The sequence below is a fragment of the Streptomyces sp. NPDC057654 genome, from assembly GCF_042800135.1.
GTDB lineage: Bacteria > Actinomycetota > Actinomycetes > Streptomycetales > Streptomycetaceae > Streptomyces.
In genome coordinates, this window is record NZ_JBHVHQ010000740.1 from 1 (window position 1) to 4,359 (window position 4,359).

General features: G+C 72.1%; 3 protein-coding genes and 1 pseudogene. 3 read left to right on the forward strand and 1 reads right to left on the reverse strand.

The features are described from left to right. Window positions 1–1,411: DUF5691 domain-containing protein (locus ACFU99_RS34810; RefSeq protein WP_384399934.1), on the forward strand; the 1,411-nt coding region annotated here is incomplete at its 5' end. A gap of 170 nt (window positions 1,412–1,581) precedes the next feature. On the opposite strand, the gene ACFU99_RS34815 is transcribed toward ACFU99_RS34810, so the two are convergent. Next, a complete protein-coding gene (locus tag ACFU99_RS34815) occupies window positions 1,582–1,992 on the reverse strand; it encodes a cobalamin B12-binding domain-containing protein (protein ID WP_384399937.1) in 411 nt (136 codons plus the stop codon). Window positions 1,993–2,322: 330 nt separating this feature from the next. On the opposite strand from ACFU99_RS34815, the gene ACFU99_RS34820 reads away from it, so the two are divergent. Continuing rightward, window positions 2,323–3,180: an esterase/lipase family protein gene (locus ACFU99_RS34820; RefSeq protein ID WP_384399940.1), complete on the forward strand. Its 858-nt coding sequence runs from the start codon at window positions 2,323–2,325 to the stop codon at window positions 3,178–3,180. Between the two features lie 185 nt (window positions 3,181–3,365). Next, window positions 3,366–4,359 (forward strand): annotated as a pseudogene (locus ACFU99_RS34825) (hypothetical protein); the annotation flags it as partial.

Sequence of the window (4,359 nt, forward strand, 5' to 3'; positions counted from 1 at the left end):
GCTGCTCGCCGACCGCGCCAGTCCGGGCGGAAGCAGCCGGCGCGGCACGGCGCCGGACCTGACCGAGCTGCTCCCGCAGTGGCTGGCGGCGGCCAACCAGTACGGCTACCGCGCCCCAGCCGCCCTCCTGCCCGCCCTGCTGGACACGGCCCGCGGCCGTACCGACCTGCGGCCCGAGGCGCTGGCGCTCGCCGGGCCGCGCGCGCTCTGGCTGGCGCGGCTCAATCCGCAGTGGAAGTTCGCCCTGCGGAGCAGCCCGGCGGGCGACTGGACACCGGCTGTCCTCCCCTCCCCCACCGGCGACGACGGCGAGAGCGAGGGCGAGGCCGAGGGCCGTGAGTATGGCGAAGCGGCCGAACGGATCTGGCAGGAGGGGCTGTTCGCGGAGCGTGTGGCGCTGCTGGCGGCGCTGCGCCGCCACGACCCGGCCGCGGCGCGGACGCTGCTCGCCACGACCTGGTCCACGGAGCGGGCCGAGGACCGGCTGATGTTCCTCGACTCCCTGCGCGAGGGGCTGTCCGAGCGGGACGAGCCGTTCCTGGAACAGGCCCTCGCCGACCGCAGCCGCAATGTGCGGGCCACCTCCGCCGAGCTCCTCTCCGGCCTGCCGGGCTCCGCGCTGGCCGCCCGCATGGCCCAGCGGGCCCGGTCCTGCCTCTCCCTGGACCTCGGCGATCCGCGCATCGCCGTCGAGGCCCCGCACGAGTGCGACAGCGCCATGCAGCGGGACGGCATCGTGGCGAAGCCGCCGTCAGGGCGCGGCGAACGGTCATGGTGGCTGGGCCAGTTGGTGGAAGCGGCGCCGCTGGCCGAGTGGAGCGAGCGGTTCGGGGCGCGGAGCGCCGCCGAGATCGTGGCGCTGCCGGTCGCCGACGGCTGGCGGCCCGACCTGCACGCCGCCTGGTGCCGGGCCGCCGCGCGGCAGAGGAACGCCGAGTGGTGCCGCGCGCTGCTGGGCCCCGCGGCGTCGCCGCCCGCCGCGGACGAGGCGTCCTGGCGGGACCCGGCGAAACTGCTGTCGGCGCTGCCGCACGGTGAACGGGCGGCGTGGGTCGCGGCGTTCATATCGGTGCACGGGCTCTCCGAGGCGTTCCGCCTGCTCGGAGTCTGCGCGGTGCCGTGGTCGGAGCCGCTGGGGAGAGCCGTCGTGGACGCACTGGACATCGCACGGGACGCGGGGAGCTATCCATGGAGTTTCAGCGGAGTGATGGGGCTGGCCGAACGCTGCCTCGACCCGGACCAGGCCGACCGGCTGGAGGTGCTGACCGCCCAGCCGGACGAGTCCGAGAACGGCTCGCCCGGCGCGGCCGGCTACTGGTCGGAAGCCTTCCAGCGCCTGGTCGGCACCTTGCGCCTACGCGCCACCATGCGCCGGGAACTGACGCCCGCCGACGGCCCCCGATGCCCGTGACGCACACCCGGTCCGACGAACACGCCGGCAGCCACCCCGTCCGCCGCCCGGACCACTCCGCCTACGGCCGGGCCCCCGGCCTGTCGGGCAGTGCCCCGAAGGGGCGCGGGGAACTGCGCGACCAGCCACGATCCACCCGCAGGCGACGTGACGAGCTGTCAGCGGCGCACTCAGGCCGGCACCTGCCGGACATTGGCGTTGACCCAGTCGACGATGGACGCCGTCGTGGCCCCCGGAGTGAAGATCTCCGCCACGCCCAGCGCCTTGAGCGGAGCGATATCCGCCTCGGGGATGATGCCGCCCCCGAAGACCTTGATGTCCTCGGCGTCGCGCTCCCGCAGCAGCTCTATCACCTTGGCGAAGAGGGTGTTGTGCGCGCCGGAGAGGATGGACAGGCCGATCGCGTCGGCGTCCTCCTGGATCGCTGTGCCGACGACTTGCTCGGGCGTCTGGTGGAGCCCGGTGTAGATGACCTCCATGCCGGCGTCCCGCAGCGCACGCGCGATGACCTTGGCTCCGCGGTCATGGCCGTCGAGACCCGGCTTGGCCACCACCACGCGAATCGGACCGGTCACTCCCATCACTGCCTCCATGTACGACTGCCGTCACCGGCCGTAAGTGTGAACGAACGTTATCGCCAGCATCCCGCACGCGGCAGTTTCACGGTGGCGAGCGAGGGGGAAATCACACGTGGGACAATACGTTCGCTACGCACTGTGTCCGAATCCCCGCACCAGGCGGGCCGTCGGACCGGTCGTGAGGGAAGCCGTACCGAGGCCGCCGTACGGCCGCGCCGTACACCGCGCGTCACGGCAGGGCCCCACCGGCGGCGCCGGGCACGGCTCCCCATGAGGGCACACGGGGGTCAGAGCCGTCTCCTGCGTGCGGTTCGGGAGGTCGGCCGGATGGCCATGCCCTTTCCTTTCTCACTTCTCCGCTCCTCGGCCGAGGCCGTCCGGGCCACCGCGCTGGAGCTGGCGATCCTCGCCGGGCACGTGATCCTCTACCCGACGGGTCTCGCCCAGGAGCGCCGGCCGCCGCCCGTCCCGCCCGGCGCCCCGCCCGCCCGCGAGGGCCCGGACCCTCCGACCGGAGGGGCCGGAGCGGCCAGGGCTGCCGGTGACGTGCCCTCACCGCACCCGCCCGTACTGCTCCTGCACGGTTTCATCGACAACCGCTCCGTCTTCGTCCTGTTGCGCCGCTATCTACGCCAGCACGGCTGGCCGCAGGTGGAGTCCCTCAACTACTCGCCGCTGACCTGCGACATCCGCGCCGCCGCCGAGCTGCTGGGCCGTCATGTCGAGGAGCTCTGCGCACGGACGGGCTGCGGGCGGGTGGATGTCGTCGGGCACAGCCTGGGCGGGCTGATAGCCCGTTACTACGCGCAGCGGCTCGGCGGGGACGCCCGTATCCGCACCCTCGTCACGCTCGGCACGCCGCACGGCGGGACACGCGCGGTGCCGCTGCTTTCAGCACATCCCCTCGTTCGGCAGATGCGCCCGGATTCCCCCGTCATCACGGAGCTGACCCTGCCCGCGAAGGGCTGCCGGACGCGTTTCGTCAGCTTTTGGAGCGATCTCGACCAGTTGATGATCCCGGTGGAGACCGCCCGGCTCGACCACCCTGACCTGCACTGTCGCAGCGTGCGGGTCAGCGGGGTGGGCCATCTGGCGCTGCCGGTGCACTGCGGAGTGGCGGCCGGAATCCGGCAGGCGCTGGTGGCCGAGGAGGCGGCCACGGACGCGTCGGGAGCCGTTTCGGTTGCATGACCCGGACGTTTTTTCATCGAAAACAATTCGAACGCCGGGCCAAGGAATCGACTCCAGTCCACCGAAAGGCGGCTAAATGACCGGTCCTTGAGGCGGTAATAACCGCCGAAGATTGTGGCTGCCGCAAACCGCCGGGTACAGTCGCCGCTAATTCTCGTGATGCCTAGGCGAAAGAGAAGTTGGTGGTGAACGACCGTCACCCGTCGGGGAACTCCACTCCGACCGTCCCCGCTCCAGATGCCTCATACGCGCACAGCGCGACGTACGGGGAGCAGGCGGCACAACAGGGCTATGCCGGGTACGACGGCTACTCCACCGGTACGTTCCAGAACATCGGAATCGCCTACAGCGGCTACGAGGGCTACGACGCCGGGCATTCCGGGCAGTGGGACACCACGGGCCAGTGGAACACGACCGGCCAGTGGGACGTGAAGCCCGCGTACGGCAGCGCGTTCGGCGCCACTGACCCGTACGAGGCCGCAGGTTCAACGGGATCAACGAATTCAACGGGTTCGTACGCGACCACGGGGTCGTACGACGTCCCGGACGCGTACGGCGCCACCGGCACGTACGAGACCACCGGACAGTGGCAGACCGCCAACCAGTGGGACACCGGCGGCCACACCCAGACCTGGGACACCAGCCTCTACGCGGCGAACGGGCTGCACGAGCAGCAGACCGGGCAGTGGTCCACGGCCGCCTGGGGCGGCACGGGCGCGTACGGCGCGAGCAACGCCACCGGTTCGTACGAGGTGTACGGCACCAGCGGCTCGTACAACACCATCGGCGGCGCCGTCGGCAGCACCGACAGTCAGTGGGGCGACGCCGAGCAGTGGGACACCGGCGGCCACACCCAGACCTGGGACACGAGCGCCTACGCGACCGTGAGCGAAACCCATGAGGCCCATCAGGCCCCTCATGAGCAGCCGCACGAAGGCCGCCGTGAAACCGGTCCGGGCCCCGAGTCCGAACCTGAACCCGGGATCGCGCCGGAGGCAGGCCCCGGCCCCGGCCTCACCGAAGCGGCGCCCTCGGCGCACGAGCCGCTCGCCCATGAGACACATGAGACGCACGAGACGGCGGAATTCGAGGCGTTGGAGCTCGCCCCCTCCGCCGCCTCCACCCCTCTCCCCGGCCCCCGCCGCGACGGCGGAAGCCGCGGCCGGCGCCGCGGCGCCC